We start from the raw sequence: 22,667 nt of genomic DNA on the forward strand, positions 1-22,667 counted from the left end.
CGGACCGACGGGACGCGGGCCCACCGCCCCGCCACCGGACGTACGGGCCGAGCGGTACGGACGTTACGGACGTACGGGGGCGGCGGCCCGCCGCCCCATCCGCTCCTCCCGCTGGTCCCACCGACCGGAAGAGCCGGAAGAGCCGCAAGAGCCGAAAAGAGAAGGTCACTGGTCGGAAGAGAAGCGCACCGCCCCTGCCCCGATGTCCGCCCCGCACCAGACCCGTACCCCGGCCCGCAGCTCGTTGTCCGGGCCGACCACGGCGCCGTCCCCGATCACTCCGCCCTCGACGACCGTCCGCGCGCCCACCCTGGCCCCCGCCCCGACGAGCGAGTCCACGATGCGCGCCCCGGCCTCGACGACGGCGCCGTCCAGCACGGTGCTCCCCTCGATCCGCGCGCCCGACTCGATCCGGGCGTCCTTCCCGATCACCGTGCCGCCCGTCAGCTTGGCGTCCGTGGCGACCAGCGCGCCGTCGGTGATCAGGCGGTCGCCGCAGCGGCCCGGCACGGCCGGGGACGGGGCGCGGCCCAGGACGAGGTCGGCGGAGCCCCGGATGAACGCCTGCGGGGTGCCGAGGTCGAGCCAGTAGGTGGAGTCGACCATGCCCTGGAGGTGCGCGCCGGCGGCGAGGAGGTCCGGGAAGGTCTCGCGTTCGACGGAGACGGGGCGGTCGTCGGGGATCGCGTCGATCACGGAGCGGTTGAAGACGTACGCGCCCGCGTTGATCTGGTCGGTGACGATCTCCTCCGGTGTCTGCGGCTTCTCCAGGAAGGCCGTGACCCGCCCGGCGGCGTCGGTCGGCACCAGGCCGAAGGCGCGCGGGTCGTCCACGCGCGTGAGGTGGAGGGAGACGTCCGCGCCCGCCGAGCGGTGGGTGGCGACGAGGGCCTCGATGTCGAGGCCGGTGAGGATGTCGCCGTTGAAGATGAGCACCGGGTCGCCGGGGCCCGACCGCAGCCGGGACGCCACGTTGCGGATGGCGCCGCCGGTGCCGAGGGGCTCCTCCTCGGTGACGTACTCCAGGTGCAGGCCGAAGGCGGAACCGTCGCCGAAGTACGGCTCGAAGACCTCGGCCAGATAGGAGGTCGCGAGCACGATGTGCTCGACGCCGGCCGCGCGGGCCCTGGCGAGCTGGTGGGTGAGGAAGGGGACGCCCGCCGCCGGGACCATCGGTTTGGGCGTGTGCACCGTGAGCGGGCGCAGCCGGGTCCCCTTGCCGCCGACCAGGAGGATCGCTTCTGGCGATTCAGACAACGTGTATCTCTGCTTCCTGCTGGGGCCGGCCGTGGTCGGCGGCCAGTGTATGCAGACAGTGAACGCGTGGCCTTCGCCCGGTCAGCGCCCCTGGAGGCGGGCCGAGACGGCGCGGGCCGAACCGAGCTTCCTGTACAGCCGGGCCCCCGGGCATTCGGTGGCGAAGCCGTCGCGGTGGCCGGAGATGACGTGCAGCTTGACCCGGGCTCCCTTCTTGAAGCGGTTGCCGCCGCCCGACACGAGGCGGGTGGTGCCGCGCGGGTTCGCGCCGTACAGGCCGAGCTTCCAGGCGGTGAGGCGGGCCACGGCCTTGACCGCGGCGGCGGGCGGGTTGGCATGTGCGAACGAGCCGAGGACGGCGATGCCCATGCTGTTGCTGTTGAACCCGAGAGTATGGGCGCCCATGACGGGTTTCGCCACACCGCCTGCCCGCCCCTCGTAGATGGTGCCGCACTTGTCGACGAGGAAGTTGTAGCCGATGTCCCGCCAGCCGCTGCTCTTGACGTGGTAGCGGTAGATACCGCGAATGACCGAAGGCGCCTGGGAGCAGCGGTAGTTGTTGCCGGTCGCGCTGTGGTGGACGAACGCGGCCTTCACCGTCTTGGTGTAGCGGAACCGCCGCTCGCGCAGCCGCTCGGAGGCGCCCCAGCCGGACCGGGTCACGATGCGGGGGCGCGGCCCGATGCGGCGGCGCAGCTCGGCGGCGCGCGCGTCGTCCTCGTCCGTCGTACCGTCGGCAGCCGTGCCGTCGGCAGCCGCACCGTCGTCCGTCGTGCCGTCGTGGAGGGCGCCGTCGCCGGGGGCCCTGTCCTCGGAAGGCCCGTCGTCGAAGCCGCCGTCGACCACCGCCGCGTCGGCCTCGGACTCGGCCTTGTCCAGCGCCGGGATCTCGGTGGCGCCCAGGGGCGCGAGCTGCGCGTTGGCGGCGGAGCTGGCGGCCTCTTCCCCGGTCGGCACCGGGTTGGCGGCGCGCTGGGCGGGGGACGGTTCGGCGCCGGGGTCGACGAGTTCGAGGCGGAGCCCGGCGGGCAGGGCGGCGTGGGCCGCCGCGCCGGCGCGCCGGCCGGCGGCCTTGGCGCGGACCCGGACCTGGGCGCCGTCGGAGTCGCCGACCCACAGCGGCGCGGTGGCGCCGTGCCTCCGGCGGTTGCGGGCCTCGGGCGAGTCGGCGTCCGGCCGGTCGTCGTCGTGGGTCTGTACGTCCTGCCAGCCGGACCAGACGTGGGTGCGGGTCGCGCGGGTACGGACCTGGACCCGGCCGTGGAGTTCGGCGGCGGCGTCCTTCCAGACGACGCCGAGGAGGGAGAAGGGCCGGACGGCGCGGGCGGACAGGCCCTGCTCGGCGGCGGCTCCGGCGCGGTGGGCGGCGCCGCCGAGGGGGACGAGCGGCAGCGACCGGGTGGAGCCGGGGACCCCCGCGGAGGAGGCCGGGGCGGGCGCCGCGGCCGCGGCGTCGGCCCGTACGGCGGCGCCGGAGGGGGCGGTGAGCGGGAGTGCCAGGACGGCGGCGCAGGCCACGGCCGTCGAGGAAGCCAGGAGTGGACGCATGAAAAAATCGTGGGCAAAGGGCGGATATCTGTCTATTCGTGAATTGACGGGTTCTCGGCCGAACCGGTGGCCCGCCCCCCGGCCCGGAACGCCCGTACGGCTGATGCGCGCCACGTCCGGCGCGTACCCTGGCGGCGATGAACGCCACCGATCGCACCCCCGCCGACCTGCTGCGATCCGCCCTCGCGGCGGACCCGGCCCGCCCGCTCGTGACCTTCTTCGACGACGCCACGGGTGAACGCGTCGAACTCTCCGTGGCCACCTTCGCCAATTGGGTGGCGAAGACCGCCAATCTGCTCCAGGACGACCTGTCCGTCGAGCCCGGCGACCGGCTCGCCCTGCTGCTGCCCGCGCACTGGCAGAGCGCCGTCTGGCTGCTGGCCGCCTCGTCCGTCGGCGTCGTGGCCGAGGTCGGCGGCGATCCGGCCGCGGCCGATGTGGTCGTCAGCGGCCCGGACTCGCTGGACGCGGCGCGCGCCTGCTCCGGTGAGCGCGTGGCGCTGGCCCTGCGCCCGCTGGGCGGCCGGTTCCCGCGGCCGCCGGAGGGGTTCGCGGACTACGCGGTGGAGGTGCCGGGGCAGGGCGACCGGTTCGCGCCGTACGTGCCGGTGGACCCGGACGCGCCCGCGCTCGTGGTCGGCGGCCTGGAGCTGACCGCCGCGCAGGCCGTCGACCGGGCCCGTACGGACGCCGAGTCGCGCGGCCTGGCGCCGGGCTCCCGGCTGCTGTCCGGCCTGTCGTACGACACGTGGGAGGGGCTGTCCGCCGGTCTGCTCGCGCCCCTGGCGGCGGACGGCTCGGTCGTCCTGTGCCGCCATCTCGATCAGCTGTCGGCGCCGGGGCTGGCCCAGCGCGTGGCGGACGAGCGCGTCACGGTGACGGTACCGCGGTAGCGGCGGGCGGGTCGGTCGGCGAACCCCCTCGCCCGTGGCGGGCCCGCCCCCGATGCCACCCGTCCGGGCGCACGGCGCGCCGAGTCCCCGGGCCGCGGCGCGCGCGGCGCGCGATGATCGGCGGTACGTACGTACGGCCGTGCTCCGCCTCCCCCACCCCGGCGGCGGGCCCCGGAGCCCGGCGCCGACTCCGTGAGGGATGGACGCATCCGTGACCGACCGCCCTGACACTCCGCCCGCCGCCCACCCGGACGCCGCCGACCCGGATGCCCTGGCCCCGGCGCGGCGCAGGCGCCGCTGGCTGCGCTGGGCGGCGCTGGGCGTGACGGTCCTGGTGCTGGCGGCCGGCGGCACCGCGTGGTGGCTGTACGAACAGCTCGACGGGAACATCAAGACCGACACCGACACCGCGCGCGAGCTGGCCCGCTACGAGTCGGAGCGCCCCGTGGCGGCGGTCGCGGGCGCGCGGAACATCCTGCTGATCGGCTCGGACACCCGGAGCGGCGGCAACGGCGAGTACGGCGAGGACAGCGGCACCCAGCGCTCCGACACGGCGATCCTGCTGCACCTCGCCGCCGACCGCCGCAGCGCCACGGCCGTCTCGCTGCCGCGCGACCTGATGACGGAGATCCCCCGCTGCCGCAAACCGGACGGCGCGCACTCCGAGGCGCAGTACGCCCCCTTCAACCGGGCGTTCGAGGCCGCGGGCACGGCCTGCACGATCCGTACGGTCGAGACGCTCACCGGCATCCGCGTGGACCACCACGTGATCGTGGACTTCACCGGCTTCAAGAGGATGGTCGACGCGGTCGACGGCGTCGAGGTCTGCCTGAGCTCCGCCATCGACGACCGCAAGGCGCATCTGCGACTGCCCGCCGGGCCGCAGACGCTCCGCGGCGAGAAGGCGCTCGGGTTCGTACGGGCCCGCTACAGCATGGGCAACGGCAGCGACACCGATCGCATGGGGCGTCAACAGGAGTTCCTCGGCTCGCTCGTCAAGAAGATGCAGAGCGACGGGGTGCTGCTCAATCCGGTCCGCCTCTACCCGGTGCTGGACGCGGCCACGTCCTCGCTGACGACCGACGCCGGTCTCGACACCCTCCGCAAGCTGTACGACCTGGTGCGCGAGGTGCGGGGCATCCCCGCCGGCGGTGTCCAGTTCATGACGGTGCCGCGCCGCCCATATACGTACAACTCCGATCGGGACGAGCTCGTGGAGCCGGACGCCCGAAGGCTTTTCGACGCCCTGCGCAACGACAGGACCGTTTCAGTCGTCAAACAGATCAGGACAGCTGACGGCGGGCACGGGGATGGCGAGGAGAGCCCCGGCCGGTCGGCGGGTCCGAGTACGCCGTCGCCGCGCGCTTCGCAGCCGAGCGCTCAGCCGACGTACGAAGGAACCACCGCAGAACAGGACGTATGTAAGTAGACGGAGCAAAAGGCACGCGCGACGCCTCGATTGGATTGAGCAGATTGCCCAGTTGTAGGGGAGTGGAATTTGTCACCGGCGTCGCACCACGCTGAACTGGGCGGATAGTGTGAGCGATCCGGTGCGCACGGCCGGGTCGACCGCGCACTGCTTCAGACGACTTGACCGGAGCGCCTCGCGGGGGAAGGCGCCGCGTGGCACCGACGGAGGACGCAGGCGACCGTGGACGCGCAAGGCCGTGGGCAGGCGGGCGATATGGACCCCGCCGACCAGTGGGTGTTCAACCCCAGTACCGGCAGCTATGAGCTGCGGATCAACCATGCCGCGGATTCGGGGCCTGGGCAGCAGCCCGCCACGGCCGGCGCGAAGAGATCCGCCGCTCCCGCCGAGGCGGCCAGACCCGCGGTCCCCTCTCCCTCCTCCCCCGCCGGCCCGTCCGACGCGTCGCCGGGCCGCCGCGCCGTCCCCGAGCAGCGCGGCAGGCGGGCCTCCGGCAAGGGCGGCCGGGACGCCAAGGGCATAAACCGGCGCAAGGCGAAGCCGCGGGCGTCGGGGAAGAAGAAGGCGCTGACCTGGACGGGCGGCATACTGGCCTTCCTCCTGGTCGGCGGGTCGGTGACCGGCTACCTCGTCTACCAGCACTTCAACAACAACATCGACAAGGTCGACGTCGGCGTGGACAACGCCGCGGTCGTCGACGGCCCGGTCAACATCCTGGTCATCGGCACGGACAAGCGCGACGGCAAGGGCAACAAGGGCTACGGCGACAACGGCAGCGTCGGCCACGCCGACACCACGCTCCTCTTCCACGTCTCCGAGGACCGTTCGAACGCCACCGCGCTCTCCATCCCGCGCGACATGATCACCGACATCCCCGACTGCGAAGTCTCCAAGGACGGCGCGAAGAAGACGATCCCCGGCTCGCGCGGGGTGCGCTTCAACGAGAGCCTCGGGCAGGAGGGCCGCGACCCCGGCTGCACCTGGCGCACCGTGGAGCAGATCACCGGCCTGAAGGTCAATCACTTCATGATGGCCGACTTCAACGCGGTCAAGCAGCTCTCCAGCGCCGTCGACGGCGTCGATGTCTGCCTCGGCAAGGACATCGACGACCCCGACTCGCATCTGAAGCTCACCAAGGGCCGGCACAGCGTCCAGGGCGAGCAGGCGCTGGCCTTCGTCCGCACCCGGCACTCCGTCGGCTTCGGCGGCGACCTCAGCCGGATCGAGCTCCAGCAGCAGTTCCTGAGCTCGATGATCCGCAAGATGAAGTCCGGGGGCACGCTCACCAACCCCTCGAAGCTGTACGACCTCGCGGACGCGGCCACCAAGTCGCTCACCGTGGACACCGGCATAGGGAGCGTCACCAAGCTGACCTCCGTGGCGAAGGACCTGAGCAAGGTCGACCTGAAGCACATCACCTTCGCCACCGTCCCGGTCCTCGACAACCCCGACGAGGGCCCGGTCCACAAGACGGTGGTCCTCGACAAGGCGAAGGCCGAACCGCTCTTCTCCATGGTCAAGCAGGACGTCTCGCTCACCGAGGTGAAGCAGAAGGAGAAGCAGCAGGAGAAGGCGGCGAAGGACAAGCAGTCCGCGCTCCTGAAGGGCGCCAAGGCCGCCCCCGCCGACGTACGGGTCCGGGTCTTCAACGGCAGCAAGAAGATCGGCGCCGCCCAGGCGACGCTCTCCTGGCTCCAGAACTCCCAGGGCATGCTCCGCACCAGCAACGGCGGCAACGCGCTGGACGGCAAGAAGCAGCAGCGGACCACGCTGGAGTTCGCCCCCAACCAGGCCGATCAGGCACGCCGGCTCGCGGCGGCCATGGAGCTGCCCGCCTCCGCCCTCAAGCAGGGGACGCAGGACGCGGCGCCGATGGCCGAGATGAAGCTGACCCTCGGCGCGGACTTCAAGGGAGCGGGCGTCCCCATCGGCGCCCCGTCGAAGGCCCCTTCGGGCATCCAGAAGGTCGAAGCCGACGACAAGAACATCTGCGCAAAGTGAGCCACGAAAGACAAGCAGCAGGCCATGACAGTCACATGCACCGCGCGAGCCGCGCGCGTTCTACAGACCGCGCGCGCCTCACGGGCGGTACGCGCCTCACAAGCGATACGCGCCCCATGGGACGTACGCGCCAGGTGAACCACGCACGTCACAAGAACCACACGCGCTACCTGACCGACGTGCCCTGCGCGCACCAGATGACCAGCCCGGTGAACGACACCACCCACCACACGCCTGCCCAGCGGGCCGGACGCACCACCTAGAGCGGGGAGGCACGATGCGGCAGAGCAGTGTGCGAGGGGAGCGCGGGCGCCGACGCGCCCCTGAGGCCCGCGAACTGGGCTGGGACGACAGCATGTACAAGGAAGGGGCCGACCCCGACGTGACCGCTGCCAAAGGCAAGGGCGACCACTCCGGGAAGGGCCGGAGCGAGCGCCACCGCCGCGGCGGCCCCCGCAAGAAGCGCGGCCGCGGTGCCCGAATACTGCGCTGGACCGCGTTCTCCGCCGCGGTCCTCATCCTCGGCACGGCCGGCGCCGGGTACTTCTACTACGAGCACCTCAACGGCAACCTCAAGAAGGACGATCTCAACCTCGGCAAGAACCGGCTGGACCGCAGCGCCGCCAACTCCAAGGGCCAACGCCCCATCAACATCCTGCTGCTGGGCTCCGACAGCCGCAACAGCGCCGCGAACGTCGCGCTCGGCGGCTCCCACCGCGACGTGGGCCGCAAGCCTCTCGCCGACGTGCAGATGCTGCTCCACGTGTCGGCCGACCGCAGCAACATGTCGGTCATCAGCATCCCCCGCGACACCCGCGTGACGATCCCGGAGTGCAAGGACCCCCAGGACGGCAAGGTCTACCCGAAGACCGACCGGGAGATCATCAACGCCAGCCTCATGAACGGCGGTCCGGGCTGCACCGTCGCCACCTGGGAAGAGCTCACCGGCGTCCCCGTCGACCACTTCATGATGATCGACTTCGCCGGCGTGGTGAGCATGGCCGACGCCGTCGGCGGCGTCCCCGTCTGCGTCGAGTCCAACGTCTACGACAAGAAGTCGGGGCTGCGGCTGGAGAAGGGCGACCACAAGGTCAAGGGCAAGCAGGCCCTGCAATGGCTGCGCACCCGCCACGGGTTCGAGGACGGCAGCGACATCGGCCGCACCCACGCCCAGCACATGTACATGAACGCGATGGTCCGCCAGCTCAAGTCGGGCACCAAGCTCACCGACCCGGGCCAGCTCACGGACCTCGCCGAGTCCGCCACCAAGGCGCTCACCGTCGACAAGGGCCTCGGCTCGGTCAAGAAGCTCTACGACCTCGGCGACGAGCTCAAGCAGGTGCCCACCAAGCGGATCACGATGACCACCATGCCGTGGGTCCAGGACCCGCAGAACCCGGAAGCGCACGTGGTGCCCAAGTCCGGTGACGCGGACAAGCTCTTCTCGCTCGTGCGCGGCGACATCGCGCTCGACGGCAAGGACAAGAAGGACAAGAAGCCGGCGGAGAAGCCCACCCCGTCCGACCCGGCCGCGCCCGCCGGCGAGATCGCCGTGACCGTGCAGAACGGCACCGGCACCGCCACCCAGGCCCCGGCCACCGGCCGTGCCGGGGCGATGGCCGCGCAGCTCGTCAAGGCAGGTTTCGCCAAGGCCGTCGCGGACACCACGCCCCGGTCGCAGGCGGACACCGTCATCACCTACCCGAAGGCCGACAAGCGCGGCGACGCCCAGGCCGTCGCCAAGTCGCTCGGCCTGCCGGACAGCGCGCTGCGGATGTCCTCGACCGCCCAGCAGATCACCCTCGTGGTCGGCGCGGACTGGCGTACGGGCACGGCCTACCCGAAGGACGCGGGCTCGCACGACAAGAGCGACGACAAGGCGCCGGACAGCTCCTCGGCGCTCAACGGCGACGACTCGTCGGCCTGCATGAAGGTGAACCCGGCGAACCGCTTCTGACGGGCCTTCCGACCCGCTCCTGACCGGCTACGAACGTTCGCTCACGTGAAGAGGGCCGCCCCGGATGCCGGGGCGGCCCTCTTCACGTGCGTACCGCTACGGCTGCTGTTGCCCCTCGCGCTGCGGCGACGTCACCGCCGGGCGGCGGCTGGCGATGACCTTACGGGCGAGCGAGCGCGGGCTGGTGAGGAAGCCGTACCCCCAGGACATGTGCATCGTCGCCAGCGCGAGCGGGATCCGCACCCGCGCCTTCGGCGACAGCCCCTTGCCCGCGGGCAGCGACCCGGCGGCGATGGCGGCCAGATACCCGGCCGGGACCACGAAGCCCCAGGGGGTGACGGCCGCGCCCACCACGATGCCCGCGGCGATGGCGACGACGGCGGCCGGCGGCGCGAGGTAGCGGAGGTTGATGGAGCCGGAGTGGTAGCGGGCGACGACGTGCCGCCAACGCCCGTAGTCCTTGTACTGCTTGGCGAGCGCGCGGACGCTCGGCCGCGGCCGGTACTGCACGCGCAGCTCCGGCGAGAACCAGACGAGACCGCCCGCCTCGCGGATGCGGAAGTTCAGCTCCCAGTCCTGCGCGCGGATGAACTCCTCGTTGTAGCCGCCCTGTTGCTCCAGCGCGTCGCGCCGGAAGACACCCAGATACACGGTTTCGGCGGGGCCCGCCGCGCCGCCCGTGTGGAAGACCGCGTTGCCGACCCCGATCTTCGAGGTCATGGCGGCGGCGACGGCCCACTCCCAGTCGTTCTCGCCCTCGGCGTGCATGATGCCGCCGACGTTCTGCGCGCCGGTCTCCGCGAGCAGCCGGACGGCGGTCGCGATGTAGTTCGGCGAGAGCATGCCGTGGCCGTCCACCCGCACCACGATCGGGTGCCGGGACGCCTTGATCGCGGCGTTGAGCGCGGCGGGTGTGCGGCCGGTGGGGTTCGGCACGGTGTGGACGCGGGGGTCCTCCCGCACCAGCTCGGCGGCGATCTCGTCCGTACGGTCCGCGGAGGGCCCCAGGGCGATCACCACCTCCAGCTCGCCCGCGTACTCCTGTTCCAGGATGTGCCGGACGGAGCTTCGCAGATGCCGTTCCTCATTGAGCACCGGCATGATCACGGAAACGGCGGGGGGCTGCGGCTCAGACATCGTTCCTCGGGGGTACGGCCCGCGGGGGCGTCCGCTGGGTCGGCGGCGCCTCGCTGGGGGTGAAGGATCGTCCGTCACGTTACCGCGAATGGATGACGCGGGCGCACGCCGCCCGGGTGGCAGCGGACCGCGCGGCGGCGTGGGGGCGACGGCAGCTGATCGTATGGGCCTACCGTGGCCGCGCTCCTGCCCAGCCGCCCAGCCCGTCGCGGAGGTCCCCGAAGTGACCGCACCGGCCCGCTCCCCCCGCCCCCGGCCCCGGCCACCCGCGCGCCGCCGCCGCCGTACGCGCTGGGGCCGCCGCGTCGCCACGGCCACCGCCGCCCTGGTCCTGGCCGCCAGCGGCATCGGGCACGCGGTGGTCACCGGCATCGACGGCGGCATCGACCGGGTCGACCCCTTCGGAGGGCTGTCGAACCGGCCCCGCAGCGCCGGCGGAATGAACATCCTGCTCGTCGGCACCGACGGCCGCGACAAGATCACACCGGCCGAGAAGGAGCGCTACCACCTGGGCGGCGAGCCCTGCCACTGCACCGACACGATCATGATGGTGCACCTCTCCGCCGACCGGGGCCGCGCCAGCGTGATCAGCCTCCCCCGCGACTCGTACGCCGAGATCCCCGAGCACACCGACCCCGCGACCGGCAAGCACCACGCCACCCGCCCGCAGAAGATCAACGCGGCGTACGCGGAGGGCGGCCCGGGCCTGACCGTACGGACCGTCGAACACATGACCGGCGTGCACATCGACCACTACCTGGAGGTCGACTTCACCAGCTTCATGAAGACGGTGGACGTACTCGGCGGGGTGCAGGTCTGCACGGTCCGCCCGCTGAAGGACCACTACACGGGCCTCGACCTGCCGGTGGGCACATCGACGCTCAACGGCGGCCAAGCCCTCCAGTACGTACGCTCCCGCCACCTCGGCGTGGACTCCGACCTCGGCCGGATGCAGCGCCAGCAGCGGTTCCTGGCCTCGCTCATCCACACGGCCACCAGCGGCGGCGTACTGCTGAACCCGGTGAAGTTCCAGGACCTCGCCTCGGCGCTGCTCGGCTCGGTCCGCGCGGACCGCGGCCTCGACACCACGGACATCCTCGCGCTGGGCCAGGCCATGAAGAGCTTCACGCCCGCGTCGTCGGAGTTCGCCTCGGTGCCGATCGGCGACATGAACTACAACGTGCCGGGCGTCGGCTCCACCGTGAAGTGGGACGAGACCAAAGCCCAGCGGCTGTTCCGGTCGATCCGTGAGGACCACCCGATCGCGGCCCGCCACGGCGGCGGCAAGCGCGGCGCGACGTCCGTGGACGTGGCGCCCCAGCAGATCCGGGTACGGGTACTCAACGGCAGCGGCCACCCCGGCCTGGGCAGGGCCGCCGACCACGCCCTGGCCGCCACCGGCTTCCACACGGACGACGCCCCCACCACCTCCCTGGACCACCCCGCGCCGCGCACGGTCATCGGCTACGACCCGCGCTGGGACCGCTCGGTCCAATCCCTGGCGGCGGCCCTGCCGGGCGCGGAACTACGGCAGGTACCGAACCAGGGCGCGGTGCTGACGGTCACCCTGGGCACGGAATTCACGGACGCGGCCAAGGGCGTACGGAGGGTACGGGCGGAGGACCAGCCGCAGGAGGAGGGCGACGCGCGGGCGGTGAAGGGGGACGAGGTGGTGTGCCCGTAGGGGCGGGGCGCTTTCGCCCTTTCTCCCTCAGGTTCTCCCTCAAGTACTCCCTCAAGTTCTCCCTCAAGGCAGTTCGGCGCCTCAATAGAGTGAACGCGCCCGGCAGTTACCGCCCCGAGGGGAATAGGCGGCGCACCATCAATCCATGGCCAGCATCTGCCCCCGCTGCACCAACCCGGAAGCCATCGCGGTTCTGGAGAACGAGGAGGGGATTCACCTATTCCCCTGCCTCTTCTGCGAGATCGTCCCCAGAAGAGCGGCTGACGATTACTGGCAAACGGTCGGCGCGCCGTGCGGCACGCCCCACTGCACCGGACGCGTGGAAGACCGATACGAGTACAGGGCCGAGCACGCGGCCCCGGTGGCGATCTACCGACGTCCATGCCAGGGGTGCGGCTCGACCAGGACGAAGAAGCCCAGCAGTGCCCCGAAGCACCGCGGTCGCGCCCTGCCCGACCCCCCGGTGGTGACGGATCGCGAACCGCCGCCTACGAGGCGTACGGGAGCGGGGCCATCCCGCGGCGCACCGGCGGACCGGCATATCGCGAGTGCGGGCAGGGCGGCGGCCGACCCGCGGCTCCGCGCCGACCTGGCCTCCGCGACGCCCCGCCCACGCGCTGCCCCCCAGGGGTGCGGCCGGGGCTCCACGTAGCCGCTTCAGTCTTCTCAGGCTTCGTCCGGCTGCTGCTCGCGCAGTTCCTTGATCGCCCGAAGCCGGGCAAGGCGGTGCGTACGCCGGATCTGGGCTTCCTTGAAACGTCGTTCGTTCCGCTCGGTGTCAGGGATCACCGGCGGCACGGACCGCGGCTTCCCGTCGGCGTCGACCGCGGCGAACACGAGATAGGCGGAACCGACCTGCTGCGCGGGCGTCGACTCGTTCCAGCGCTCCGCCATCACGCGCACGCCGATCTCCATGGACGTGCGCCCCGTCCAGTTGCACTGTGCGTGGACGTGGACCAGGTCGCCCACGCGGACCGGCGAGAGGAACGCCATCTCGTCCATGGACGCCGTGACCGCGGGCCCGCCGGAATGGCGGCCGGCCACCGCCCCCGCGGCGTCGTCCACCAGTTTCATGATCACGCCACCGTGGACGGTCCCCATCAGATTGGTGTCGCTGCCGGTCATGATGTGGCTCAGCGTCGTACGCGACGCCGCAGTCAGCTTGCCCGGGAGGTCGTTCCCCGGCTCTATAGGGCCGTGATCAGTCATGAAACCAGCGTAAACGTCCCGGCATCACCGGCCTCATCGGCGTATGCGCGGAAACGGACCTGGCGCTGCGGCCTCGGCGCCGAGGCTGCCCTGGCCTCGCTCAATCGCACGTTCCTGCTGGTCAGCGCGTTTGTGTAGCGGGGGATCGCTGGGGGCGGGGTCACCGGTGCGGACCGGTGCGGTCACGCCGCCATGGCCGGCGCCCGGCAGGCAGGTGCCGGCCCCGGCCCCGGCCCCGGCCCCGCTCATGATCTACGGAAAGGACGGCTTGCCGTCGGCCTGCCCGATATCGCTGCGGCCGGGCCTTCGGCCTGAATGATCACGTCCTCCACCATATGCGGCCCCGGAATGCATCAGCTCTGCAACAGCCGGGCCCCGATCCGGTCCCCGCCCTGTGAGCCGCCGTGCTCTGGCAGGCACACTTCATCGCATGAACGATTGGCCCGAGGGACGGACCGGTGACGGCAGGGACCGGTATGGACGTGGTGGCGCCGGCTCCGAGCCGGAAGGTGCCCGAGCCATGCCGCACATACGCCGTGGCACCCAGCAGCCCCACCTGCCGCAGCAGCCCCGGGGGTACGACGACGGCTACGCCGGCCACCAGTCCGGCGGCTATGACGACGGCTACAACACCGGCCAGGTGTACGGCCGGGGCGGTCAGCCCGGCGGGCCGAGCGGCCCCGGGGGACCCGGCGGGCCCGGCGGCGGCGCGTACGGCCGTACCCCGCGCGCCAACCCGCCCAACTGGCGCAAGCGCATCAAGATCGGCGTACTGACCCTCGTCGTCGTGGTGCTCGCGGTCTCCGTCGGCACGTACTTCTGGGCCGACTCGAAGATGCGCCGCGAGGTCGACCTGAGCAAGGTCGAGGACCGCCCGGGCTCCGGCGAGGGCACCAACTACCTGATCGTGGGTTCCGACAGCCGCGAGGGGCTGTCGGACCAGGACAAGAAGGACCTGCACACGGGTTCGGCCGACGGCAAGCGCACGGACTCGATGATGATCCTGCACACCGGCGACAACGGCTCCACGATGCTGAGCTTCCCCCGCGACTCGTACGTCACCATCCCGGCCTTCACGGGCAAGAAGTCCGGCAAGCGCTACCCCGCCGCCACCCACAAGCTGAACCAGGCGTATTCGGACGGCGGCCCGGAGCTGCTCACCCAGACCCTGGAGTACAACACCGGCCTGCGCATCGACCACTACGCGGAGATCGGCTTCGGCGGCTTCCGCAGCCTCGTCGACGCGCTGGGCGGCGTGGACATGTGCCTGGACAAGGCGGTCAAGGACAGGGACTCGGGCGCCGACTTCAAGAAGGGCTGCCAGACCCTCGACGGCAAGCAGTCGCTCGCCTTCGTCCGCCAGCGCCACCAGGAGGCCGACCAGGACCTGGGCCGCATGCGCAACCAGCAGAAGTTCCTCAACACCCTGGCCAAGCAGGCGGCTTCGCCGTCCACGATCCTCAACCCGTTCCGCCTCTACCCCGTCATCGGCTCGGGGCTCGACACGCTCATCGTCGACAAGGACATGGAGCTGTGGAACCTCACCTCGATGTTCTGGGACATGAAGGGCGTGACCGGCGGCGACGGCAAGCAGATGACCGTCCCGATCTCCTCGGCCAATGTGTCGACGCCGAGTGACGGGGTCGCGGTGAAGTGGGACAAGACCAAGTCGAAGCAGCTGTTCGACCAGCTCAAGAACGATGAGAAGGTCACTGCCTCGGACAAGTGACCCGGCCGTCCGGCGGCGGGATACGTGGTGCGGGGGACGCCTGTCCGGGCGTCCCCCGCACGCGTCTCCGGGTGGGTCGCCCCTCCCCCTTCCCACGAAGGAGACGCGACATGAGTACGTCAGATGGGATCAAGCCCCCGGAGATCCCGGAACACCTGGCGGCGTCGTACTCCAGGAGCTTCGGCGAGGAGGGCAGAGCCTGGATCGCGGCGCTGCCGACGCTCGTCGCGGCCCATTTGGACCGGTGGGAGCTGGTACGCGACGGGGCCGCCGGGGCCGGAGAGGCATCGTTGGTACTGCCGGTGCTGCGCGCAGACGGCACGCGCGCCGTCCTCAAGCTCCAGCTGCCCCGGCAGGAGACGACCGCCGCGCTCATCGGCCTGCGCACCTGGAACGGAGCCGGCACGGTACGGCTGCTCGATCACGACCCCGACAGCAGCACCATGCTCCTGGAGCGGCTGAACGGCGCCCGCACGCTGGCCTCGGTGGAGGACGACGACGCGGCGGCGAGCCTTCTCGCCGGCCTGCTGGCGCGCCTGGTCGGCGTCCCCGCACCTGAGGGGCTGCGCGGCCTGGGAGACATCGCCGCGGACCTGCTCGCGCGGGCCCCGCGCGCGGCCGCGGCGCTGACCGACCCGTACGAGCGGCAGGTGCTGCGCGGCTGGGCGTCGGCGGTCGCCGAGCTGGCGGGCGAGCCCGGTGACCGGATGCTGCACTGGGACCTGCACTACGACAATGTCCTGGCGGCCGACCGCGAACCGTGGCTGGCCACCGACCCCGAACCCCTCGCGGGCGACCCGGGCTTCGACCTGTGGCCCGCCCTGGACAGCCGCTGGGACGACGTAGCCGCCAAGGGCGACATCCCGCGAGTGGTTCGCCGCCGCTTCGACCTGCTCACCGAGGCCCTCGGCCTGGACCGCGCACGGGCGGCGGGCTGGACGCTGGGCCGACTGCTCCAGAACGAACTGTGGGACATCGAGGACGGCAGCACCGCGCTCGCGCCGTCGTCGGTCGCGATGGCGGAGGCGCTCCAGAGCCGTTGACCGTCCGGAACGGCCCCGGCGACGGACGGACAGAAGCGCCCCGGCGGCGACCGCCCGCTCCGCCGTACGGTCCGCCCGCGCCCGAGAGGACCGGGACGCCGTTACCGCCGAACTCAGCAGCCGCCCACGACAAACGCGCGGCTGGGCACCTGTCCGGACCTCTCGCGGCCTGCCCCGCTCCGCGGGTTCAGACCAGCCACTTCCCCGCGCGCATCAGCGTTCGCCCGGTCATCTCGGGAACCGTTCCCCATGCCTGCAGGAGTTCGGGAACGACCCGGAACCAGACGTAGGAGGGGTGGTCCTCCCGCGGATCCCAACCGTCCTTCGCGGCAAAGGCATCGCCCACCTCAGCCGGAAGTTCCTCTCGCGTCAGCATGCGTGCGGTGCCGTGGACGAGGACCACGTCCCTGGTGTGACCGAAGGAGAGGCGGACCTTCCCCGAGGCGGCCAGGTTGCGCCCGGTCGGGTTGGTATCGCGGGTGGAGAGCCATACGGCCTCGCCGTCCCAACAGAAGGCAAGGGGAACGAGGCTCGGCTCGCCGGTCTCGTCGGCGCTGGCGACCCACACATCGTTGTCCCGGTCGAGCCGTTCCAACGCCTCGCGCTTGCGTTGCTCTGGGCTGCGGGGATCGCTGGGATCGCTGGGACGAGGATCAACTGACGTCATAGAACGAGGCTATGGCCCGGCCCCCGGCACCACATCCGTCAACGGAACTAGGCCACGGGACGCAGGACTTAGGGCGCGGCCCCGCGCCGGTGGCACGGCCGGTTGGGAAGCAGGCCGACGACACGGCCATCGCGCCAATGCGAGGTCAGCTGATCGATACCTCGTGTGGTCAGGTTCGCCAGGGAGTGGACGGCCCCACCGAACGAGACGGAGTCGTCTCGCGGATGTCCGTGATCATTTCCGAGAAATGCCAGGAAGCCGCCGGTCATGCACCGATCGCACAGCCAATCCTCATAGCGGCTGGTCAAGGTGGCCTCCACCGTGACTCGCGCCATGGCTCTATGCGACTACGTGACTAGACCGCGGGCCGCTCTCGCAGCGGGGGTATGACCGTCCGTAGCTTGCTGACCACACAGGCCGGAAGGGGTCTCAGTGGACGAACTGCGGATGATCGCTGGCGGACCGTGCAGGAGCGGGGACGACGACAAGTGCGGGAACGGCGACTGCCCGGCCGTGTACCTGACGCCGGACCCCGGCATTTTGGCGATCCAGGGGTACGACGTGGCCCACCCGAGGACCGATGGCGAATCGGTCGTGTTGATCCCGGAAGAGATCCTGAAGGAGGCGGCCCATGCCCGTGGATGGCTCTAGCCCCGTACTGCTCGACGGAGATGAGTGGCAGGCGTACTTCCGCGGCTTCGAGCGGTCAGCCTTCCGGCCCGAAGTGCACCAGACGTACACCATGCCAGCCGAGGCCGAGACGGTCCACGACTTCCTCGCCGGGGCCCGGAAGCCGGACGGCTTCAACGCACCTTGGCACCAGACGGTCCGTGGTCACACAGCAGCGGGGCGGACGACGACCCGAGCGAAGATCGTGCGCCGACCGCTCACGCCGTACAGTCGGTATCTGTTCGAGTGGTGCATCCCCGGAAATGTCGCAGCCGGGGAGGACTACCAAATAGTTGATCTGACAGACGGACCGAATCCCGGACTTCCTGAACAGGACTTCTGGATGTTCGATGAGTCGACGGTCGTGCATCTCAACTACCGATCCGACGGAACGCAGATCAACCGCGGGCTGATCCAAGACCCGGACATGGAAAAGTATCTCGCGTGGCGGGATCTCGCCCTGGAAAGTGCCGTACCGTTCAGTGCCTATCGAACCTGAGACACAAGTGCGCCCGGGTCATGCCCGGTCTTCTCCAGACCCAGGGCTACGCCCACGCGCTCCTGTCGCTCATCACGGCTTTCCGCAGCCTCCCGAACGATGTCGGCGAAGCCGCTGCGGCCCGTGTGCACCGTTCGCACATCATCCGTGACGGCCTTCACCGCGTAGTCCTGCTCATCGAGGAGGACGTTCGCACCCATCGCATCGGCGACGACGCCGTGATGGCCGGCCAGCTTGGGTATCTGCTGACCGCGATGTCCTATCCGGCCGTCTCGCTCGGCATCATCCCCCGATCCGCACCCCGCGTCATGTGGGGTCCGGAGACGTTCACGATGTTCGATGACAAGCGGGTCCACGTCGAGTTGCTGGCCGCGAAGGTCACTGTGACGACGCCGACAGAGGTGGAGGTGTGCCAAAAGGCTTTCGCTCGGCTGTCCGAGATGGCCCTGTACGGCCCCCGAGCCCGGGCCTTGATCAACAAGACGATCGACGCCCTCGACTACTGAGAATCCTGGCGTGATGTCGCACCTCGAATGCCTCTGGCCAGAAGCCTTGTCGCCAGTCACACGACATCACGCCGAGATCATCAGCAATTGCCCCGCAACAACCTGCAACAAGGCGGACCAGCAACCGCGTTGGTTCGTAGCGTCGTTGCCATGACGGACGACGAAGTCCCAAGTCCGTCACATCTCCCGCGATCGGCAGGAAGCGAGTCTGAGATGGGCAAGCAGGGCGGAAGCCACTCCGGCAAGCCGGACACCTCCAGCAGTGACGGCCACCGGGACAAGCCGCCGGGTCCGACCCGGCCGTACGAGCCCCCGCCGAAGAAGAAGTGAGGCCGGATGACAACGCAGCGACAGCTCCTTCAAAGCCTGCTGGGAGAGGGCGCGCTGCCGCTTGAGTGGCAGGACGCCGTGGCGTCGGTGGACCGGGCTCTGTTCATCCCCGACGTAATCGTGGGCGGTGACTTCGCCGAGGACCCGGAAGAGTGGTCGCGGATCGTTTACGCGGACGGCCCAGTCGTGACCCAGGTCAACGACGGGAAGCCCACGGCGGACAGCGCCTTCCGGCTGCACACCTCATCATCGTCCATGCCGTCGATCATGCTCGAAATGCTCGGGCTGCTGGATGTGCGGGACAAGCATCGGGTCCTGGAGATCGGCACCGGTACCGGCTACAACGCCGCATGGCTCTCTCGCCGCCTGGGCGAGACCAACGTGACCAGCGTGGAATTGGACCAGACGGTACTGACCCTGGCCAACGAGAACCTGAAACGGGCGGGGTTTCACCCGACGACGGTTCTCGGCAACGGCCGCGACGGCCACCATCAGGGCGCACCGTACGAGCGAATCATCTGCACCTGCACCATGCGGGACGTGCCGCAAGCGTGGTTGGAGCAGTGCCCGAACGGGCGGATCGTGTCCCCATGGGGCAGCAGCTTCTTCAGCGGTTCGTTCGTCACGCTGGACGTGGTGGACGGGAAGGCGCAGGGCACCTTCTCCGGATCTCCCGCCTTCATGTGGGACCGCACCCATCGCGGCGGGGCCGGGCGTACCTCGGACCTATTCCACGAGGAGGAGGGGAAGAAGGGCACGACGGACATCGCTCCCCAGAACGTGATCCAAGATGATCCGGCGTTCTTCATCGGCCTGAGCGTCACCGATGCGTGGTTCCGCTGGTGCGACGCGGACGACGACAGCGGAGAAGCCACCTTGTGGTTCTTCGCTGACGACGGCCAGTCGTGGGCGACCGTGGAATACGTGCCGGACACAGAGAAGTACGAGGTGGAGGAGTACGGCCCCCGGGCGCTGTGGGACGAGGTACGCGACGCCTTCCTGTGGTGGCATGACCTCGGGAAACCGGAACGCTCCCGCTTCGGGCTGTCAGTGGACGGGAACGGTCAGCGGGTGTGGTTGGAGGACCCCAATTGCCTCATCGGCTAACTCAAGCCGAACGAACGAGGTAAGGCGGCCCTGCCGATTGGCCGGGCCGCTCCAAAGGGTGAGGTCTATGTAACAGACTGCAATGCAGCGCAACACTCGCAGTAGGAGGTCGCACCATGGGTTACACCTTCATCGGCAAAGATCCCGAGTCCGACGTGAACGGGTGCCCGGCGGTTTGGGTGGATGACGACCGGCGGCTGCTCGTGCAGGGGCGGCGAGCGGGGGACGACGTTCAGGCTCGGACGGTGGCTGACTCGCCGCGAGCCGAGGATGAGACGCTGATCGTTCTGGAACCGAGGATGATCCCGCTTCTCAAGGAGGCTATCCGTGTCGCAGAGTCTGGCTGAGTTCGCCAATCTGCTCAGTCAGTGTGAGCACTCAGCAGTGCACCTTGAGACCCGCGACGCATACGCCGTCCCCGGGGAGCACCCTGCCTTCGACGCCTGGCTGGCAGGGGAGCGGAAGGACTGGGACGACCATTCGTCGTGGTGGCGCGATGACTGGCACGGCCTCGTCCAGGACATGACCGCCCAAGGTGTGGCGGTGCGCCGCGCGCGGGTGGTGGGTGAGCCCGTCTCGGACTACATCAAGTGGGAGCACGACGTCACGTACGGCAACGTCGCTTGCGGGGAGCAAGTTCGGTGGCTGCCGCGTCGGCAGGCATCCGACCTGCTGTTGCCGGGGAACGACTTCTGGCTCTTCGACGGCAAGCTGGTCCAGTTCAACGTCTTTGACGGTGACGGCCGTTGGATGCACACGGACTTCACAGAAGATGCGGGCGTGGCGGCACGGTGTGCCGGCATGTTCGAGGCGGTCTGGGAGCGAGCTGTCCCGCACAACAAGTACAACGTCTAACAGAACAGCGGCCAGTCCATGACCTCACCTCTGTCGACGGCTGAAGAGGCCCATAAGGCAGTTGCCGACCGGCTTACTCGCATGATGGAAGACGCCGATCTATCGGGGGCCCGGCTGGCCGCTCTGTGCGGCTGGGACCGCTCCAAGACGCACCGGATCCTGCACCGGAAGACGATCCCGAAGCCCGCCGACATCCGCGCATGGTGCACGGCATGCGGAAGGCCCGAAGAAGCTGAAGCGCTGATAGAGACCACGCGCACGGCCAAGACCCTGTACATCCAGTGGACCCAGTACCTCAAGGGCGGCCTCAGCAAGGCCCAACGCAGCGGCATCTACCAGGAGACACGTTCCTTCCGTGTGTATAGCTGCGGGGTCCTCCCCGGGATGCTCCAGACGGAGGCGTACGCGCGGGGCATTCTCCGTGCGATCCGTCGCTTCAGGAGTCTTCCCGACGACGTTGAGGACGCCGTACAGGCGCGCCTAGAACGCTCGGACGCCACTCTCCGGGGCAATCAAGTGTCCGTCCTCGTTGAGGAGTCGGCCCTGTACATGCCGATGACCGACCCCCCGCAGCATGCGAAGCAACTGGAACACTTCATGTCCGTCATCGGGCGCCCCAACCTAGCTTTCGGGATCATCCCCCACATGTCACGCCGCCCGGTATGGCCCATCGAGTCCTTCTATGCGTTCGATGATCGCGAAGTTCAGGTAGAGACCCTGACGGCCATGGTCCGGGTGACGAACCGAGCAGAGATCGACGTGTACCTGAGCGCGTTCGCTCAGATGGCACGAGCCGCTGTGTACGGCTCGAAGGCCAAAGCCCTGATCAGGAAGGCCCTCGACGCTACCGAGGAATGAAGGTGTACAACACGGTGCAACATCGGCCCTGCCTGACAGCCGCTCTTCCTACCGTTCTTGGCACGGCGGAGTCACCGGAGAGGGGCGGGCCATGGCAAGCGACAGCAGGGCGCACGGCACGGGAGCGACTGATCAGGCGGGCAGCAGTGCCCGACAGTTCCTCTCCCGCCTCTCCGGAGCGCGCGGCGTCGGCGGCGTACTCCTGGTGCGCACGTCCGGCCCTGGACCGGAGGGGGCCGACCTGGCCCTCGGCGATGGGTTGAAGTGGCCCAGGTGTGAATGCGGTAGCCCGAGGTGCCCGGACTACGAGGCTCCGCCCAAACAGCTCACCGGAGATCTGCACGCCAAGGTGGCTGAGGCCAACCGGCGAAGCCGCAGAGGTGGGCTGTGAGGTCTCGCACTACGACTCGCCCGGTTCCCGAGTCGAAGGTCCGTAAGAAGCCCCAGACCATCGGCCCATCGGGGATGTTCTGCGGGGTGTGCACCGGTCACCGTTCGATCTGGTGTCCGGACTGCTGGGGTTCGCTGGCTGCGATACCTGTCGCCACACGTTCAAGGTGTCGTGCCTGGCCTGCGCTGGCGGGGAGTTGGAGCCGATCAGGTGGTGATCCACATTCTCCGTCCCTGCCGGACGTGACCGAATTGGGCTCCCCTGTGCTCATTAGGAATCCCGGCAGGGGCGGCGCAAGCCCCGCCCCGGTGGTGAAAACCCTGGACAGGTAGAGCGGCCGGGGCGGGTTGTACGACGGCGCGGGGACCGCATCCCCGTACGTACGGCGAAGGGATAGGCACGTAAGCGCAGCCCCCGAGTTCGAGTTCCGCACGTCCAACACGTGCAAGTACGACAACAGCGACCCGCGCTGTGTCGAGGTGGCGACCAACGTCCCCGGCAAGGTGGCGGTCCGCAACTCCGCCACCGGTCACACGGTGGAGTTCACGACCACGGCGTGTGAGGGCCGGAGCGTCTGCTGTTCCCCAACGTCACCCGCACCGGGTACCTGTACGCGTCGTACTTCTACCGGCAGATCTGGATGGTGGCCCTGTCCAAGGGAGGGGTGTCGTACTGCAAGCCGCACTCCATGCGGCACTACTACGGATCACGGCTCCTGTACGCGGGCGTCCCTGAGAACGACGTGGCCGACTGGATGGGCCACAGCAGTACGGACGTGCTGCGCGAGCACTACCACTACATCTTTGAAGGTGCCGAGCAGCGCGGGCGCGCAGCCATCGCAACGATGCTGACGCCCGGCGCGGACGACCCTACGGATAGGCAGGTAGAAGTCGTCTGA

The 22,667-nt window shown here is 69.9% G+C and carries 21 protein-coding genes; 16 read left to right on the forward strand and 5 right to left on the reverse strand.

Annotated elements, in window-relative coordinates; translation table 11 throughout:
* Positions 1–165: 165 nt before the first annotated feature.
* Complete coding sequence (manB, locus tag AC07AB_RS21530; RefSeq protein WP_478569276.1) at positions 166–1,257, reverse strand: mannose-1-phosphate guanylyltransferase; 1,092 nt, start codon at positions 1,255–1,257, stop codon at positions 166–168.
* An 81-nt stretch (positions 1,258–1,338) separates the two neighbouring features.
* Positions 1,339–2,805 (reverse strand): peptidoglycan recognition protein family protein, encoded by a 1,467-nt coding sequence (locus AC07AB_RS21535; RefSeq protein WP_478569278.1) that lies wholly within the window; start codon positions 2,803–2,805, stop codon positions 1,339–1,341.
* A 137-nt stretch (positions 2,806–2,942) separates the two neighbouring features.
* On the opposite strand from AC07AB_RS21535, the gene AC07AB_RS21540 reads away from it, so the two are divergent.
* The 5 genes from AC07AB_RS21540 (at position 2,943) to AC07AB_RS21560 (ending at position 9,085) form a co-directional block, all read left to right on the forward strand.
* Entirely contained in the window at positions 2,943–3,698 is a 756-nt protein-coding gene (locus AC07AB_RS21540; RefSeq protein WP_478569280.1) for a TIGR03089 family protein, read from the forward strand.
* Positions 3,699–3,909: 211 nt separating this feature from the next.
* Positions 3,910–5,127 carry an LCP family protein gene (locus AC07AB_RS21545; protein WP_478569282.1) on the forward strand — a complete coding sequence of 406 codons (1,218 nt, stop codon included), beginning with the start codon at positions 3,910–3,912 and terminating at the stop codon, positions 5,125–5,127.
* Between the two features lie 222 nt (positions 5,128–5,349).
* Positions 5,350–7,128 (forward strand): LCP family protein, encoded by a 1,779-nt coding sequence (locus tag AC07AB_RS21550; RefSeq protein ID WP_478569284.1) that lies wholly within the window; start codon positions 5,350–5,352, stop codon positions 7,126–7,128.
* A gap of 116 nt (positions 7,129–7,244) precedes the next feature.
* Positions 7,245–7,391 (forward strand): hypothetical protein, encoded by a 147-nt coding sequence (locus AC07AB_RS21555; protein WP_478569286.1) that lies wholly within the window; start codon positions 7,245–7,247, stop codon positions 7,389–7,391.
* A 14-nt stretch (positions 7,392–7,405) separates the two neighbouring features.
* Entirely contained in the window at positions 7,406–9,085 is a 1,680-nt protein-coding gene (locus AC07AB_RS21560) for an LCP family protein (RefSeq protein WP_478569288.1), read from the forward strand.
* Positions 9,086–9,181: 96 nt separating this feature from the next.
* On the opposite strand, the gene AC07AB_RS21565 is transcribed toward AC07AB_RS21560, so the two are convergent.
* Positions 9,182–10,222 (reverse strand): glycosyltransferase family 2 protein, encoded by a 1,041-nt coding sequence (locus AC07AB_RS21565; RefSeq protein WP_478569290.1) that lies wholly within the window; start codon positions 10,220–10,222, stop codon positions 9,182–9,184.
* 163 nt (positions 10,223–10,385) lie between these two features.
* Between AC07AB_RS21565 and AC07AB_RS21570 the strand changes: the two genes are divergently transcribed.
* Positions 10,386–11,906 carry an LCP family protein gene (locus AC07AB_RS21570; protein ID WP_478569292.1) on the forward strand — a complete coding sequence of 507 codons (1,521 nt, stop codon included), beginning with the start codon at positions 10,386–10,388 and terminating at the stop codon, positions 11,904–11,906.
* A gap of 666 nt (positions 11,907–12,572) precedes the next feature.
* On the opposite strand, the gene AC07AB_RS21575 is transcribed toward AC07AB_RS21570, so the two are convergent.
* Positions 12,573–13,115: an acyl-CoA thioesterase gene (locus AC07AB_RS21575; RefSeq protein ID WP_478569294.1), complete on the reverse strand. Its 543-nt coding sequence runs from the start codon at positions 13,113–13,115 to the stop codon at positions 12,573–12,575.
* A 430-nt stretch (positions 13,116–13,545) separates the two neighbouring features.
* On the opposite strand from AC07AB_RS21575, the gene AC07AB_RS21580 reads away from it, so the two are divergent.
* Positions 13,546–14,844: an LCP family protein gene (locus AC07AB_RS21580; RefSeq protein ID WP_478569296.1), complete on the forward strand. Its 1,299-nt coding sequence runs from the start codon at positions 13,546–13,548 to the stop codon at positions 14,842–14,844.
* A 110-nt stretch (positions 14,845–14,954) separates the two neighbouring features.
* Positions 14,955–15,887, forward strand: coding sequence for an aminoglycoside phosphotransferase family protein (locus AC07AB_RS21585; RefSeq protein WP_478569298.1), 933 nt, complete (start codon positions 14,955–14,957; stop codon positions 15,885–15,887).
* Between the two features lie 187 nt (positions 15,888–16,074).
* Here the strand turns inward: AC07AB_RS21585 and AC07AB_RS21590 are convergent, their stop codons facing one another.
* A complete protein-coding gene (locus tag AC07AB_RS21590) occupies positions 16,075–16,554 on the reverse strand; it encodes a pyridoxamine 5'-phosphate oxidase family protein (RefSeq protein ID WP_478569300.1) in 480 nt (159 codons plus the stop codon).
* 432 nt (positions 16,555–16,986) lie between these two features.
* On the opposite strand from AC07AB_RS21590, the gene AC07AB_RS21595 reads away from it, so the two are divergent.
* The 8 genes from AC07AB_RS21595 (at position 16,987) to AC07AB_RS21630 (ending at position 22,667) form a co-directional block, all read left to right on the forward strand.
* Complete coding sequence (locus AC07AB_RS21595) at positions 16,987–17,205, forward strand: hypothetical protein (RefSeq protein WP_478569302.1); 219 nt, start codon at positions 16,987–16,989, stop codon at positions 17,203–17,205.
* Positions 17,186–17,722 (forward strand): DUF6879 family protein, encoded by a 537-nt coding sequence (locus AC07AB_RS21600; protein ID WP_478569304.1) that lies wholly within the window; start codon positions 17,186–17,188, stop codon positions 17,720–17,722. Before AC07AB_RS21595 ends, AC07AB_RS21600 begins: the two co-directional genes overlap by 20 nt.
* Complete coding sequence (locus AC07AB_RS21605) at positions 17,668–18,228, forward strand: DUF5753 domain-containing protein (protein ID WP_478569306.1); 561 nt, start codon at positions 17,668–17,670, stop codon at positions 18,226–18,228. Before AC07AB_RS21600 ends, AC07AB_RS21605 begins: the two co-directional genes overlap by 55 nt.
* A 336-nt stretch (positions 18,229–18,564) precedes the next feature.
* Positions 18,565–19,665, forward strand: a complete 1,101-nt coding sequence (locus tag AC07AB_RS21610; protein ID WP_478569308.1) for a methyltransferase domain-containing protein — start codon at positions 18,565–18,567, stop codon at positions 19,663–19,665.
* A gap of 116 nt (positions 19,666–19,781) precedes the next feature.
* Positions 19,782–20,012, forward strand: a complete 231-nt coding sequence (locus tag AC07AB_RS21615) for a hypothetical protein (RefSeq protein WP_190132081.1) — start codon at positions 19,782–19,784, stop codon at positions 20,010–20,012.
* Positions 19,993–20,520 (forward strand): DUF6879 family protein, encoded by a 528-nt coding sequence (locus tag AC07AB_RS21620; RefSeq protein ID WP_478569309.1) that lies wholly within the window; start codon positions 19,993–19,995, stop codon positions 20,518–20,520. The genes AC07AB_RS21615 and AC07AB_RS21620 overlap by 20 nt, the downstream gene beginning before the upstream one ends.
* An 18-nt stretch (positions 20,521–20,538) precedes the next feature.
* The gene (locus AC07AB_RS21625) at positions 20,539–21,378 is read left to right on the forward strand and encodes a DUF5753 domain-containing protein (RefSeq protein ID WP_478569311.1); all 840 of its coding nucleotides are present in this window, start codon (positions 20,539–20,541) and stop codon (positions 21,376–21,378) included.
* Positions 21,379–22,346: 968 nt separating this feature from the next.
* On the forward strand, positions 22,347–22,667 hold the full coding sequence (locus tag AC07AB_RS21630) for a tyrosine-type recombinase/integrase (RefSeq protein WP_478569630.1): 321 nt from the start codon (positions 22,347–22,349) through the stop codon (positions 22,665–22,667).

This window comes from Streptomyces sp. NPDC044033 (genome assembly GCF_056434425.1).